At 73.8% G+C, this 13,614-nt stretch carries 11 protein-coding genes; 3 read left to right on the top strand and 8 right to left on the bottom strand.

Annotation, left to right across the window (positions count from 1 at the left end):
• Window positions 1–6 precede the first annotated feature (6 nt).
• Window positions 7–933, top strand: coding sequence for a LysR substrate-binding domain-containing protein (locus tag ABZ449_RS17520; protein ID WP_360346461.1), 927 nt, complete (start codon window positions 7–9; stop codon window positions 931–933).
• 19 nt (window positions 934–952) lie between these two features.
• Here the strand turns inward: ABZ449_RS17520 and ABZ449_RS17515 are convergent, their stop codons facing one another.
• The 7 genes from ABZ449_RS17515 to ABZ449_RS17485 all read right to left on the bottom strand — a co-directional run bounded on the left by ABZ449_RS17515 (window position 953) and on the right by ABZ449_RS17485 (window position 10,047).
• Window positions 953–1,840 (bottom strand): serine hydrolase, encoded by an 888-nt coding sequence (locus ABZ449_RS17515; RefSeq protein WP_360346459.1) that lies wholly within the window; start codon window positions 1,838–1,840, stop codon window positions 953–955.
• Window positions 1,837–3,495, bottom strand: a complete 1,659-nt coding sequence (locus tag ABZ449_RS17510) for a D-aminoacylase (RefSeq protein WP_360346457.1) — start codon at window positions 3,493–3,495, stop codon at window positions 1,837–1,839. Before ABZ449_RS17510 ends, ABZ449_RS17515 begins: the two co-directional genes overlap by 4 nt.
• A gap of 8 nt (window positions 3,496–3,503) precedes the next feature.
• Window positions 3,504–4,268, bottom strand: a complete 765-nt coding sequence (locus ABZ449_RS17505) for an amino acid ABC transporter ATP-binding protein (protein WP_360346556.1) — start codon at window positions 4,266–4,268, stop codon at window positions 3,504–3,506.
• Between the two features lie 32 nt (window positions 4,269–4,300).
• The gene (locus tag ABZ449_RS17500) at window positions 4,301–5,308 is read right to left on the bottom strand and encodes an amino acid ABC transporter permease (protein WP_360346455.1); all 1,008 of its coding nucleotides are present in this window, start codon (window positions 5,306–5,308) and stop codon (window positions 4,301–4,303) included.
• A gap of 31 nt (window positions 5,309–5,339) precedes the next feature.
• Window positions 5,340–6,230: an ABC transporter substrate-binding protein gene (locus tag ABZ449_RS17495; RefSeq protein WP_360346453.1), complete on the bottom strand. Its 891-nt coding sequence runs from the start codon at window positions 6,228–6,230 to the stop codon at window positions 5,340–5,342.
• 166 nt (window positions 6,231–6,396) lie between these two features.
• A complete protein-coding gene (locus tag ABZ449_RS17490) occupies window positions 6,397–7,209 on the bottom strand; it encodes a hypothetical protein (RefSeq protein WP_360346451.1) in 813 nt (270 codons plus the stop codon).
• Window positions 7,210–7,377: 168 nt separating this feature from the next.
• The gene (locus tag ABZ449_RS17485; RefSeq protein WP_360346449.1) at window positions 7,378–10,047 is read right to left on the bottom strand and encodes an SdrD B-like domain-containing protein; all 2,670 of its coding nucleotides are present in this window, start codon (window positions 10,045–10,047) and stop codon (window positions 7,378–7,380) included.
• A 500-nt stretch (window positions 10,048–10,547) separates the two neighbouring features.
• Here ABZ449_RS17485 and ABZ449_RS17480 point away from each other — a divergent pair, with 500 nt between their 5' ends.
• Complete coding sequence (locus tag ABZ449_RS17480) at window positions 10,548–11,522, top strand: NAD-dependent epimerase/dehydratase family protein (protein WP_360346447.1); 975 nt, start codon at window positions 10,548–10,550, stop codon at window positions 11,520–11,522.
• A 186-nt stretch (window positions 11,523–11,708) separates the two neighbouring features.
• Here ABZ449_RS17480 and ABZ449_RS17475 read toward each other — a convergent pair whose 3' ends face one another.
• Window positions 11,709–12,746 (bottom strand): aldo/keto reductase, encoded by a 1,038-nt coding sequence (locus tag ABZ449_RS17475; RefSeq protein ID WP_360346554.1) that lies wholly within the window; start codon window positions 12,744–12,746, stop codon window positions 11,709–11,711.
• Window positions 12,747–12,863: 117 nt separating this feature from the next.
• On the opposite strand from ABZ449_RS17475, the gene ABZ449_RS17470 reads away from it, so the two are divergent.
• Window positions 12,864–13,559, top strand: a complete 696-nt coding sequence (locus ABZ449_RS17470) for a TetR/AcrR family transcriptional regulator (RefSeq protein WP_360346445.1) — start codon at window positions 12,864–12,866, stop codon at window positions 13,557–13,559.
• Window positions 13,560–13,614 lie beyond the last annotated feature (55 nt).

The raw sequence follows: 13,614 nt of genomic DNA, 5'->3' as shown, positions 1-13,614 counted from the left end.
GGGCCGATGCTGAACAGCGCCCGACTGCACGTCCTCCTGGAGATCGCCCGCCGGGGCACCATCGTGGCCGCGGCGCAGGCCCTGCACCTGAGCCCGTCCGCCATCTCGCACCAGCTCGCCCGCCTGGAGCAGGAGCTGGGCGTCGCCCTGGTGGAACGGGCTCCGCAGTCCCTGCGCCTGACCCCCGCGGGTGTCCGGCTGGCCGAGCACGCCCAGGCGATCGCCGATCTGATGGCCGTCGCCCAGGACGACCTGCGGGCACACGCCCAGGCCGCGGCCGGTGTGCTGCGGATCGGCTTCTTCGCCTCCGCCGGGCTGGACCTGCTGCCCCGGGCGCTGGCCGCGTTCGCCGCCGCGCACCCGCAGGTGGAGCTGGAGCTCATCATGGGCCAGCCGCACGAGCTGGTCCCGGACCTGGAGGCCGGCCGGCTGGACGCGGCCGTCGTCTTCGAGCACCCGCTGGACCCGTGGTGCCGCCGGGCGACTGTGGACGTGCGGATGTACTTCGACGAGCCGCAGCTGGTGGTGGTGCCGCTGCGGCACCGGCTCGGGCGGCGCTCGCTGGTGCGGCTGGCCGAGCTGGAGGGCGAGAGCTGGATCGGCACCCACGGCGGCAGCACCGGCGAGCCGGTGCTCGAACGCGCCTGCGCGGCCGAGGGGTTCCGCCCCCGGGTGCGCTGCCGCAGCGACCACTACCAGGTGACCATCAACCTCGCGCGGGCCGGCATGGGCGTCGCGCTGATCCCGGCGCTCGGCCTGGCCGACAGCGCCGGGGTCCACGTGTGCCGGCTGGACCACCCGCAGCTGCACCGGCGGATCGGGGTGGCCACCCGGGCCACCAACCGCAATCCGGTGCTGCGCGCCTTCCTCGCCGAACTCGGCCGCGCCGCCGGGGAGATCAAGGCCCTGCTCGACATGCAGTGGGCGCTCTGACCTCCCCGGCGACGGCCGGTCAGTGCTGGCCCGGCCGCTGGGCCCAGGCCCCGAGGGCGCGGCCGACGTCGCGGATGGCGTGCACGGCGGCCCGTTCGGTGCTGGGCCCGAGCGCCACGTCCCAGTGCGCGACGACCGCGTAGGCCACCCGGCGGGCGCCCACGATGACGCCCGCGTCGGCCCGTACCCCGGTGTCCGTGCCGGTCTTGTTGGCGACCAGCAGGCGGCCGGGCAGCGGCGCGGGGAACCCGGGGGCGTACGGGTCGTGGTCGATCAGCGCGGGCACCAGACCGTGGTCGGTGTTGGCGCGCATCCAGCCGAGCAGCCGGGCCGAGGCCGCCGGGCCGGCCATGGTGCCCCGGACGGCGAGGGCCGCCAGGCGGGCCAGGTCGCGGGCGGTGCCGGTGGCGAAGACCGGCGGGACGTCCGGGCCGCGCTCGTCGCGCACCCGGTCGTGCAGGGTGAGCCGTTCCAGTCCGAGTTCGCGAGCCAGCCGTGCGGTGGCCGGCAGGCCGACCAGCCGCAGCAGGGCGTTGGTGGCGGTGTTGTCGCTGACCGCGGCGGTCAGCCAGGCCAGGTCCTCCACCGACCAGCCGGGGCGGCTCAGCCGGCCGAGCAGGCCGGTGCCGCCGGTAACGTCCTCGGGGAGGATCTCCACCGGCTGCCCGGCTGTCAGTTCCCCGGTGTCCAGCCGCCGGGCGACCTCGGCGAGCAGCAGCAGCTTGGAGGCGCTGGCGACGGGCAGCACGACGGTGTCGTCCACCCCGACCGCGCCGCCGCCGTCCACGCCGGACGCCTCGGAGACCTCGGGGGCCGCGGGGGCGTCCACGTCGACGGCGGCCACCGCGAGGGTCAGCGGGAGCGCCGCCGAGCTGCGGGCGGCGGCGGCCACCTGGGCGAGGCTCATCGGACCCGCACCACCTCTCCGGCCCGGCTCGCGGTCGGCCGTCCGCCGCGCACCGCGACCCGCCCGGCCACCACCACGGTCTCCACCCCCGCCGGCGGCAGCAGCGGCCGCTCGAAGGTCGCTCCGTCCAGGACGGCCGCCGGGTCGAGCACCACCAGATCCGCGACGGCGCCGTCCCGGACCACGCCGCGCCCGGCCAGCCGGAACCGCTCGGCGGGCAGGCCGGTCATCTTGTGCACCGCCAGCTCCAGCGGCAGCAGCCCCTGCTCGCGCCCGTAGCGGCCGAGCACCCGGGCGAAGCTGCCCGCCCAACGGGGGTGCGGGCGGCCGGGTTTGGGCACGCCGTCCGAGCCGATCATCGACAGCGGGCTGGCCAGCACCCGGCGGACGTCGTCCTCGCGCATCGAGTGGCTGATGATGGTCACCTCGCCCTGTGCCTCCAGCAGCAGGTCGCAGACGTACTCCACCGGGTCGGCGCCGCGTTCGGCGGCCAGGTCGGCGATCCGGCGGCCCTCGGCCGTGGGGCGGGCGGGGGCGGCGGCCACCGAGATGAGGTCCCAGCCGCCGTTGCCGACGGTGTTCTCCCAGCCCTCGACGCCGTTCGCGATGTCCGCCCGGATCCGGTCCCGCACCTCCTTGCTGCGCAGCCGCTCCAGCAGCGCGGCCGGCCCGCCCTCGCTGGTCCACGGCGGCAGCATCGCGTGCAGCACGGTGCTGCCGGCGGTGTACGGGTAGACGTCGCAGAGCACGTCCACGCCCTCGGCGCGGGCCCGCTCCAGGCGCGGCAGCGTCCGCAGGGTGGCGCCCCAGGCGTGCCGCCCGGCGGTCTTGTGGTGGGAGACCTGGAGCGCGGCGCCGGAGCGCACCGCGATCTCCAGCGCCTCCTCCAGCGCCTTCTCCACCTGGGACATCTCGTCGCGCAGGTGTGTCACGTACGGCTTGCCGTGCCGTGCCGCGACCTTCGCCAGGGCCACGATCTCCTCGGTGTCCGCGTAGACACCGGGCGGGTAGATCAACCCGGTGGAGAGTCCGGCCGCGCCCTGGGCCAGCGCCCGGTCGAGCAACCCGCACATGGCGGCCAGCTCCTCGTCGGTGGGCGGGCGGTCCTCGAAGCCCATCACTCCGGCGCGCAGCGTGCCGTGGCCGACCAGCGAGGCGATGTGGTTGCGGCGCAGCTCGGGCCGCTGGCCCGCGGCGAAGGCGTCGAAGTCCTCGGCGGGCAGCACCGGGCCGAGGCCGAAGGAGACCCGCAGGTGCCCGGCCAGTTCGGGCAGCCGCTCGGGCAGGGCGGGGAACAGGCTGATCCCGCAGTTGCCGCTGATCTCGGTGGTGACGCCCTGGAGCAACGGGGCCAGCCGCAGCTCGTCCAGGGCGTCGCCGTCGGTGTGGGTGCCGCCGCCGAAGGGGGCGGCGAGCGCGTCCGAGTGGGTGTGGACGTCGATGAAGCCGGGGGTGACGACCCGTCCGGTGACGTCCAGGGTCTCGGTCGCGGCCACGGAGGTGCCGGGCGGCAGTACGGTGACCCGGCCGTCCGCGACGGCGAGGTCGGCCGGCCGGGCGGGCGCCCCGGTGCCGTCCACCAGGGTCGCGCCGCGCAGCAGCAGGTCGACCGGGGTCGCGGTCACGTCCGCTCCCATCAGTCCCATCGGTCCCATCGCTCCCATCAGAGCACCGTCGAGAGGAAGGCCCGGGTGCGGTCGTGCCGCGGGGCGGTGAACAGTTCGGCCGGGCTGCCGGCCTCCACGACGGCGCCCTGGTCCATGAAGACGACCCGGTCGGCGACCTCGCGGGCGAAGCCCATCTCGTGGGTGACGACGATCATCGTCATGCCGCTGCGGGCGAGGTCGCGCATCACGCCGAGCACCTCGCCGACCAGCTCCGGGTCGAGCGCCGAGGTGGGTTCGTCGAAGAGCATCAGGGTCGGCTCCATGGCCAGTGCCCGGGCGATCGCCACCCGCTGCTGCTGGCCGCCGGAGAGCTGGGCCGGGTAGTGGTCGGCGCGGTCGGCCAGGCCGACCCGGGCGAGCAGTTCGCGGGCCCGGCGCTCGGCCTCCTCGCGCGGGCGGCCCTTGACCGCGATCGGGCCCTCCATCACGTTCCGCAGCGCGGTGCGGTGCGGGAAGAGGTGGAAGCGCTGGAAGACCATGCCGATCCGCTCGCGCTGGTGGCGGATGTCGCGCGGCCGGCGCTCGCGCAGCCTGTTGCCGCGAGCGCCGTGCGGCTCGTAGCCCACCGGTTCGCCGTCCACCTCGATCCGCCCGGCGTCGATCTTCTCCAGGTGGTTGAAGCAGCGCAGCAGGGTGGACTTGCCGGAGCCGGAGGGGCCGATCACGCACAACACCTCCCCCGCCCGGACCTCCAGGTCGATGCCGCGCAGCACCTCCAGCTCCCCGAAGCGCTTGCGCACCTTCCGGGCCGACAGGACCACCTCGGTGGCCGGCTTCCTCAGGTCCGTACCGGTCACTTGACCTCCCCCTTCCGTACGCGCTTCGATGCCCCGCCGCGCCCCGGGCGGAGGTTGGCCAACACCCGGCGGTGCAGCGCCGGCGGGGCGCCGGCCGGGTCGAACTTCCGCTCCACCGCGTGCTGGGCGACGCTCGCGATGGTGGTCAGCACCAGGTACCAGAGGGACGCGACGATCAGCAGCGCGATCACCTCGAAGTTGGCGAGGTAGAGGTGCTGCGAGACGGTCATCAGATCGGCGCCGGCGATGACGGAGACCAGCGAGGTGGTCTTCAGCATCGAGATGAACTGGTTGCCGAACGGCGGGATGATCACCCGCATCGCCTGGGGCAGCACCACCCGGGTGAGGATCTGCCGGTTGGACATGCCCAGCGAGGCGCCCGCCTCGCGCTGCCCGGGGTCGACGCTCTGGATGCCGGCCCGGACGATCTCGGACATGTAGGCGCCCTCGTTGATCGACAGGCCGAGCAGGGCCGCCACGAAGCCGGTGATCAGGCTGTTGGACTGCCAGCCGACCAGCTTGGGCCCGTCGAACGGGACGCCGATGCTGATCTCCGGGAAGAGCAGCGCCAGGTTGAACCAGAAGATCAGCTGGACCAGCAGCGGGGTGCCGCGGAAGAACCAGGTGTAGGCGCCGGCGGTGGTCCGCAGCACCGGGCTGTCGGACAGTTGCATCACCGCGACCACCACGCCGATGACGATGCCCACCACCTGGGAGATCAGGGTGAGTTGGACCGTCACCCAGAGCCCTTCCAGGATCACGCCGTCGAACTGGTACCTGGCGACGATGTCCCAGTGCAGGTTGGGGTTGACGATGACGGTCCAGGCGAGCCAGACGGCGACGAAGGCGGCCGCCAGCACTGCGAACCAGCGCGCCGGGCGGGGCCGGGCGGTCACCTCGAAGGCCAGGTCGTCGTCGACGGAGCCGGCGGCGGTGGCGGTGGCGGTGGCGGTGGCCGCGGCGGCCGTTCGGGCTGCCGCGGAGGGCACGGCGGGGTCTCTCATGTCGGTGCTCATCTCGTCGGTGCCGCCGTTCTCACTGCGCCGCGTTGACGGTGGCGCGCTCCACCGCGCTGCCGCCGACCTGGTAGGCGTCCAGCACCTTGCGGTACTCGCCGCTCTCGATCAGCTCCTGGAGCGCCCGCTGCACCGCGTCGCGCAGCCCCGAGTCCTTCTTCGCCACCGCGATGCCCCACGGCGCCGTGCCGTACTGCTCCGGCAGCACCTCGTAGGAGCCGCTGTTCCGCACGAACATCTGCGCCACCGGGTAGTCCACGATCGTCGCCACGGCCCGCTCACTGTCCAGCTGGAGCAGCCCGGTCGGGGCGTCCTCGCTCTGCGAGATCGCCATCCTGGTGGCGCACTTGGCGTTCTGCTGCTCGCCGATCTCCAGGTTGGAGCTGCCCTTGGCGAGGACCACCTTCCGGCCGCAGAGGTCCTCGATGGACTTGATGCCCTCGGGGTTGCCCTTCTTCGTCATGATCACGCCGCCGGTGCGGAAGTAGTCGACGAAGTCGACGGCCTGGCGGCGCTGCGCACTGTCCGTCATGGAGGACATCACCAGGTCGTAGCGGCCGGCCTGGAGGCCGGGGATCAGGCCGTCGAAGGAGGAGTTGGCGAGCTCCAGCTTCAGGCCGAGCCTCCCGGCGACGGCGGCGGCGAGGTCCGGGTCGACCCCGGTCAGCTCGGTGGTGCCGTCCTTGTACATCTCCATCGGCGGGTACCCGACGGAGGTGGCCACTCTGAGCACGCCGCTCTGCTTGTTCTTCGCCGGGAGCAGCTCGGCGGCGCTCTTCCCGGAGTTCTGTCCGGCGTGCGCCCCGCCGGCGGCCGGGGAGCCGCCCTGGTCGGAGCGCCCGCAGGCGGTGGCGGCCAGGACGACCAGGGACAGTGCGGCCAGACAGCGCAGGGAACGGGGGCGGTTCATCGGCTACTCCCTCGGGCGGTGACGGTGCGCCGATGCTGGCAGCCGGGTCCGGGTGAACGGAAGATGATGAAGCCATTGCTGCCTCACCAACGATTTTCGTACGGCTGCCCGCCCTGTCCTGCGGACTCGTGCCCGTGCCCGGCCGGTCGGTCGACAGGTCAACCGGTCAGCCGGTGAGCCACGGGGCCTCGGGCAGCTTGGCGTCCGCCTGCCGTCCGGTGAGGTCGACGGTGGTCGGGGTGCCCAGTCCCGGCATCCGCATCGTCACCCGGCGCAGCCCGCCGTCGCCGTCCACCCAGTAGGTCAGCGGCGAGCGCGCCCCGTCGGGTGCGGCGCCCTGGGCGCGCGGACCGGCGAAGCGGTCGTAGCCCTTGCCGTCGATCCGGTCCCGGCCCAGCCAGCGGGCCCCGGACTGGGCCAGCAGCAGCGGGTTGTCGGGGCGGTCCGCGCCGAGTTGGACCAGCAGGTTCAGTCCGGCGTCGAGCGGGTCCGCCGTGTAGGTCCGCGGTGACCAGCCCTGGCGCGGGATGCGCTCGGCCTGTTCCCAGGCCGGGGCGTCGGTGGGGGTCGCGGTGGCGGTGCCTCCCGCGCCGGCCTGGTCGGGGGCCAGTCCGAGGCCGCCGGTGTCCCAGACGATCAGGCCGTGGTCCAGCGGTCCGTTCGCGCCGGTGGTCCGGTAGCGGCCCACCCCCCGGTGGGTGCGGTAGTCCACGACCCCGTCGACCCGGATGGTGACGCCGCCGCCCTCCTGGGCCGTGAGCGTCACCGCCACCGGGCTCGCCTGGTAGAGGTTCAGCCGCGACAGGGCGAGCCGGCCCGCCTCGTCGGTGGTCACCGGGCGTTCGACGGCCTCGTCGGAGACCGTCCGGTAGACGGCCACGCCGCCCACCGCGGCGCCGCACACCGCGATCGCGATCACCGCCTTGAGCCAGCCGGACCGCCGGGGCCCGCGGCCGTCGGCCTTCGTCGTGCGGGGCATGCAGCCGCTCCCTTTCCTCGGTCGGACACGACAGTCGGGCGGGTCCGGGGGACCAACGGTCCCACGAACCCGCCCGATCGGGCCCGGTGCGGGTCTCCCCGCACCGGGCCCCAGGAGGTGCGCCCCGCTTCGAGCGCCCCTCCGAACCACCCGCGAACCGGCCGCGGACTAGCCGCGCTGGGCGGCCTTGCGCCTACGGGCCACCAGCATCGTGGCGGTGCCGAGGGCGATCAGCGCCGCGGCGCTGGTCAGCACGATCGGCATCCCCTCGCCCGCACCGGTGTTGGGCAGGTGCCCGGGTGCGGGAGGCTGCGGGGCCGGGGCCGGGGGCACCGGAGCCGCCGACGTCGGCGCCGGGGTCGGCGTCTCGGTCGGGGTGGGCGTCGGTGTCGGCGTCGGGGTGGGGATCAGCTTGTTGACGGCCGTCACCTCCACCCCGGCGTCGAGGTTCGCCGAGGTCAGCTTGAGCGGACCGAAGACGGTGGCCTCCGGAGCCTCGTAGCCCGCGGGCGGGCTCAGCTCCTGCCAGTAGTACGTCCCCGGCACGCCGGTGCCCTGGCAGATGCCGTCGGCGCCGGTCGTGCAGGGCTCACCGACCTTGGTGTCGGACTTGTCGCCGGTCGGCTGGAGCCCGTCGGTCCCGTTGGTGTCGTGCCACAGCTGGAACTTGGCGCCCGCCAGCGGCTTGCCGTCCTGGTCGTGCTTGACCAGGCGCAGCGCACCCTCCTGCAGGCGGAAGCCGAAGTCGTAGGTGTGGTCGTTCTCACCGGGGCCGCCGGTGGTCAGCGCCCGCTCCGGGAACTTGCCGTCCTTCGGAACGATGCCCTTGGAGTCGATGAAGTGGTTGTCACCGACGTCGTGGTTGGTCGGCACCCACTGGAAGAGGGGGCCGTCCTTGGCGTAGTCCGCCGGGTTGTCCAGCTTGATCGTGTACTTGGTCCTCGGCTTGAGGCCGCCCTCGACGTTGCCGTCGTCGAAGTAGTACTCGCCGCGCTTGGTCGTCTTGGTCGTACCGACGAGCTTCCCCGCCTCGTCGTACAGGTGGACCGTGGCGCCCGGTACCGGCTTCTGGCCCGGCAGTTGGAGGCCGCTGCGCTCGGGGTCGTACCAGACCCGGTTGCCGATCTGGAGCGGAGCCTGGTCGCAGAGGACCTCCAGGTCGCCCATCGCGGCACCCTTGCCGAACGGCGGGATCCCGCCGCCCGCGTTGAGCCGCAGACCGCCGTCGGCCTTGCCGTCGCGCTTCTGGAACGCGCTGCCGTAGCCGTAGGCCCTGCTGTCGCTGTCGTAGCCCGAGACCACGATGGAGTCCTCGACCTTCGAGAACGCCATCCCGGCGTTGGCGGGGTTGTTGTGGCCGATCCGGGCGTTGTCGAAGAACCGCTGGCCCCGGGCCTTGGACGCGCAGCCCAGGTTGACGTCCAGCACGTACGTGCCGTTCTCCGGGCAGGCCTTGAGGAGGTCACCGCCGGGCAGGACCTTGGTCATCGCGCTGCCCGTCGGGGCGGCCGCCGACTGGTCGCCGAAGCGGTCCCGGAAGGCGAGCAGCATCGAGCCGTCGGTCTCGAAGGCGATCTCGGCCACCGCCGGCTCGGGGTTGGCCAGGTAGTTGTCCCCGCAGGCCTGGCCGTTCTGAGTGGTCGGGAAGGTGTCCTGCCAGGGGAACCAGGCGGTGCCCGGGCACTGGCTGCCGACCGTGACGCCACGCGGGTAGTCGAGCGGCTGGTTCAGCACGGCCGGCTTGAACGCTCCGGTGGCCAGGTCGAACGGCAGCACCACGGCCCGCAGGTCCGAGGCCTTGCCGGTGGACTCGCCCGAGCAGACGCCGCCGAGGAAGCCGACGCCGTCCTGGATGCCGAGGCCGTACGGACGCCAGTCCCCCGGCGCCGGGCAGCCCGGGTTCGGGATGGCGTAGACGGCCTTGGGCGCGGACGTCGTGGCCACGGTGGCGTCGTAGCGGTAGAGCTGGCGGTCGTTCAGGTTGACGACGAAGAGGTCCTTGCCGTCGTCAGTGATCTTGATGCCGCCGAGGCTCTCCTTGCCCACCGCGGCCAGGAAGGCGTCGTCGTTGCCCCCGGTGTGCGGGGTGGTGCCCGCGTTCGGGACGGTGGTGAACAGCGAGGTCTTCTTCTGGTCCACGTCGGTGACGTAGATCCCCCCGGGGCCACCGGAGCCGTACTTGGTGGTCCGCTTGGCCTGGGCGGCGGAGAACAGCCGCCGGTCGGCCCTGTTCCAGGCGATCCCGTAGAGGTTGCCGGTCTGCCCCGCCGTGGCCAGGTCGGTCACGGTGAAGCCCGTGCCGGCCGTACCACGGGAGTTGTACGGGAAGGACACCAGCGTGTGCTGGTTGTCGCCGTCCGCGGGCGGGTTCTGGCAGGCCGACACCAGCGGCGCGTTCTTCTGGCAGTAGTCGCCCGGGCTCCAGAGCCCCGTGGTGATGTCCGCCGTCTTGCCGCCGGAGACGTCCACGAACTCCTCGTTGGAGCTCAGCTTGTTCGCCCCGCCGTCCAGCCCCTCGCGGGAGGCGAAGGCCGGGTAGAGCACGCCCGGCTTCGGATTCACCACCTGGACCCGGTACTTGCCGCCGGTCAGCTTGCTTCCGGCCGGCTCCAGCGTCACCGTGCCGTCGGCCGCCGTGGTCCCCTCGATGGCGGCCCCGGCGGTGTCGGTGAGCGTCACCTTGACGCCCGCCATGCCCGATTCCAGCCCGGGCGTCCAGACGCCGTCGGTGTCCACGGCCCGGATCACATGGACCTTCACCGTGCCGTCGCCGCTCTGCGGGAAGGCCGGCGGGGCCGCCGCGAGGGACCAGGAACCGGCCACTACGGCCAGCGTCACCGCGCCGCCCGCGGTGCGCAGGCCCGCGGCACGGCGGCCGGGTGGACCCGTCCGCCCCCCGCCCGGGCCGCGCGCGGCTCCGGCGGTTCGTTCACTTGTCGTCGTCATCCCTGCTCTCATCGTGAGTTTGGGCCTGCCGCCCCGTCTCGGGAACGAGTTCGAGAGTGGCGGAAAGCCGCCGTTGTTAACGGGAGCTTAAAGGGACTTCACACAAGTTCGCCAAAGAACAAGGAACTTTGACCCGGCATCAGCCGTTACGAGGCCGTCACGATTGCGCGGCCCGCTCCCGTCCGTTCCCGCTCGCGCACGGCTGACCAGCGACGACCGCCCGTCCACGGGCCGTCATCGCCGACTCTCGCCACCCCCACGCCCTTGACCGTCGAACATGCTTGCCGCCGGAACTCCGCATACCGCCCCCGACTCACCCACCCCACGCACAACTTGAGCAACATTCACGCACCGATTGGCCCTGGCCCGGGGCGGACTGGCACGATGTCCGGATGCGCGTTCTGGTCATCGGCGGCACCCGCTTCATCGGTCTCCACTTCGCCGAGGCGGCACTGGCCGCCGGGCACGAGGTCACGGTGCTGCACCGGGGCCGATCCGGCGCCGGACTGCTCCCGGACGCCACCCACCTGATCGCCGACCGCGACGGCGACCTGTCCGCACTGCGCGGCCGCGACTGGGACACCACCGTCGACCTCTGCGCCTACTTCCCGCGCCAGGTACGGTCGTTGGCGCAGGCCCTCGGCCCGGGCCGGGCCGGGCGCTACCTGCTGGTCTCCTCGCTCTCGGTGTACGACGTCCCGGCCGCCCCGGGCTACGCCGAGGACTCCCCACTGCTCCCCGCCGACGGCCCGGAGGCCGAGGAGCTCACTCCCGAGACCTACGGCACCCTGAAGGTCCAGTGCGAACGCGCCGCCCGGCAGGCCTTCGGCCCCGAGGCGCTGCTGGTCCGCCCGACGTACGTGATCGGCCCTCGCGACTACACCCACCGCTTCGACCACTGGGTCCAGCGCCTCGCCCGGGGCGGCGAGGTGCTCGCCCCGGGCCGACCGGAAGCGCCGGTCCAGGTGATCGACGTCCGCGACCTCGCCGCCTGGATGGTCGCCCTGCTGGAACGGGGCGCTTCCGGCGCCTACCACGCCGCCACGCCCCCGCCGTTCGGCATGGCCGATCTGCTGGACGCCATCGCCTCGGCGGTCGCCCCGCCCGGCACCACCCTCACCTGGGTGGACGAGGACTTCCTGCGCGCCGCCGGTGTCCCGGAGCGCGCCCTCCCGCTGTGGCCCGCCGCCCCGGAGATCCGCGCCACCAGCACCGCCGATCCGGCCGCCGCCCTCGCCACCGGCCTGACCCTCCGCCCGGTGGCCGACTCCGCCCGCGACATCCGGCCGTTCGAGCCCCTGCCGGACGCCCTGACCTCGGACCGGGAGGCCGAACTCCTCGCGGACTGGCACCGGCGGCAGGCCTGAGGCCCTCCGCGACCGCAACGGCCGTCGCTGCGGCCGCCGCCACCACGGCCACCGGCGCGGGGCCCACCGCCTCCCCGCAGCAGCCGGTCCGGCCCCGGCCCGGACATCTCCCGGGCCGGGGTCCATGCGGCACCGGCCATCACTCAGCCGCTCAGCAACCGGTCAGCCGCTCAGCCGCTCAGCCGCTCAGCCCGCGATCGGCGGATTGAGCCGCGCGAAGGCCTCCTGCCGGCGGTACGGGAAGTACGGGTACGGCGCGGTGCGCGCGCTCGCCACGTCCAGCCGGGCCACCTGCTCCTCCGTCAGCGACCAGCCGACCGCGCCGAGGTTCTGCCGCAGCTGCTCCTCGTTGCGGGCACCGATGATGACCGAGGAGACGGTCGGGCGGCGCAGCAGCCAGTTGATCGCCACCTGGGGGACGGTGCGGCCGGTCTCGGCGGCGACCTCGTCGAGCGCGTCGACCACCCGGTACAGCAGCTCGTCCTCCACCGGCGGGCCGTAGTCGGCGGTGTCGTGCAGCCGGCTGCCGGCCGGGAGCGGCCGCCCGCGGCGGATCCTCCCCGTGAGCCGGCCCCAGCCGAGCGGGCTCCAGACCAGCGCGCCCACGCCCTCCTCCCGGGCCAGCGGCATCAGCTCCCACTCGTAGTCGCGGCCGACGAGCGAGTAGTAGACCTGATGGGCGGCGTACCGGGGGCGGCCGTGCCGGTCGGCGAGGGCGAGGGACTTCATCAGCTGCCAGCCGGAGAAGTTGGAGACGCCGGTGTAGCGGATCTTGCCGGCCCGGACCAGGTCCTCCAGGGTGGCGAGCACCTCCTCGATCGGGGTGCCGGCGTCGTAGGCGTGCAGCTGGAAGAGGTCCAGGTGGTCGGTGCCGAGGCGGCGCAGCGCGTCGTCCACGCTCCGCACGAGCCGGGCGCGGGAGGTACCGGCGTCCTGCGGGCCGTCGCCGGTGGGCAGTCCGGCCTTGGTGGAGATCAGCACCTGGTCGCGGCGGCCGCGGATCGCCTGGCCGAGCACCTCCTCGGAGGCGCCGTCGGAGTAGACGTCGGCGGTGTCGAAGAGGGTGACGCCGGCGTCGATGGCGATGTCGAGCAGCCGACGGGCCTCCTGGACGCCGGTGGTGCCCCAGGCGCCGAACAGCGGGCCGCGGCCCCCGAAGGTTCCGGTGCCGAGGCTGAGCGCGGGCACCTTGAGTCCGGACGCGCCGAGCCGGCGGTACTCCATGTCGGTGGCGATGGTCATGGCGGTTCTCCCCTCGAAGCCCCTAATGGGACTCCCGTTCCGTTAGGATGCCTAGAACCTAGCAGACTCCAGCCCCCTAATGGAACAGGAATCCCGTTAATGGCCGCCGAGCTCCCCCGCCCCGAGCCGCCCCCGTCCGAGCCCGCCACACCTGAGCCGCCCACGCCCGAGCCCGCCACGACCGGGCCCTCCACCCCGGGGACGGTTCGCCCCGGCGGCCGGACCGCCCGGGTCCGCGCCGCCGTCCTGCGTGCCGCCGAGGACGCCCTGGTCGAGCGCGGCTTCAACGGCCTGGACCTCGGCGACATCGCCCAGCGGGCCGAGGTCGGCCGCACCACCGTCTACCGCCGCTGGGGCGGCACCACCGCCCTGGTCGCGGACCTGCTCGCGGACATGGCCGAGCAGTCGCTGCCACGCACCGACAGCGGCTCCCTCGCCGGGGACCTCCGGGCCAACGCCCGGCTCGTCCAGCGCACCCTGGCCGACCCCCGGCAGGGCGCACTGTTCCGCGCCGTCATCGTGGCGGCGAACTGCGACCCGGACGCGGCCGAGGCCCTGCGGCACTTCTACCGGCGCCGGGTCGAGGAGTGGGCGCCGTGCGTCACCGCGGCCGTCGAGCGCGGCGAAATCCCCTCGGACACCGACGAGTTCGAGGTCGTCCGGGCGGTCTCGGCGCCGCTCTACTACCGGATGCTCACCACCGCGGAGCCGCTGGACGAGGCGGCCGCCGACCGCGCCGCGCAGGCCGCCACGGAGGCGGCCCGGGCCGGGGCCTACCGGCGCCGGGACGCCTAGGACACGACCTGGGGACGGCCAGGAACACCCGGGAACGCCGACGGCCGCACAGCGC

This window comes from Kitasatospora sp. NPDC005856, from assembly GCF_040629945.1.
GTDB lineage: Bacteria > Actinomycetota > Actinomycetes > Streptomycetales > Streptomycetaceae > Kitasatospora.
Note: the sequence above shows the minus strand (reverse complement) of the source record. Positions and strands in the feature narration are given on the sequence as shown.